This is a genomic window from Vibrio sp. 10N.222.52.C12, assembly GCF_041474215.1.
GTDB classification, from domain to species: domain Bacteria; phylum Pseudomonadota; class Gammaproteobacteria; order Enterobacterales; family Vibrionaceae; genus Vibrio; species Vibrio crassostreae_C.
Genome location: NZ_JBFRTR010000223.1, coordinates 1 through 478 on the forward strand (window position 1 = coordinate 1; position 478 = coordinate 478).

General features: G+C 49.2%; 1 protein-coding gene. It reads left to right on the forward strand.

Annotated features, from left to right (window positions below):
- Positions 1-478, forward strand: a 478-nt coding sequence (locus tag AB4623_RS23920) for a VCBS domain-containing protein (RefSeq protein ID WP_372147512.1), incomplete at both ends; no start/stop codon positions are given.

Below are 478 nucleotides of genomic sequence, written 5' to 3' on the forward strand. Positions count from 1 at the left end.
ATGCTCACTCAGGCATCGCCACACTTGGCAATACAACACTCTATGCTGATGGCAAGCTGACCATCACAGACCCCGATGTAGGCGAGTCAGGATTTGAACGCCAAGGCAGCAATGGTTACGACTATCACGGCACCTATGGCGATCTAATCTTACTCACCGATGGCACCTGGCATTACCATGCCGATGCTGGGCATCTATCAGGTATAGGTGCTAGACCCACAACGCGTGGCACTGCAATTGACCAACTTGGTGAAGGGCAAAGCTTAACCGATACGATTACAGTCCATTCAAAAGATGGTACAACACACGATATTGTCATCACCATTCACGGCAGTAACGACAGACCTTACTGTTCATCTGAAGTGGTGCTTGCAAATGGCAGTGAAGATACACGCCAAACCTTAACCACCGCGCAACTATTAGCGAATACCGTCGATGTGGATGCCAATGACGCCGGTAAGCTAACCATTGAAAACCT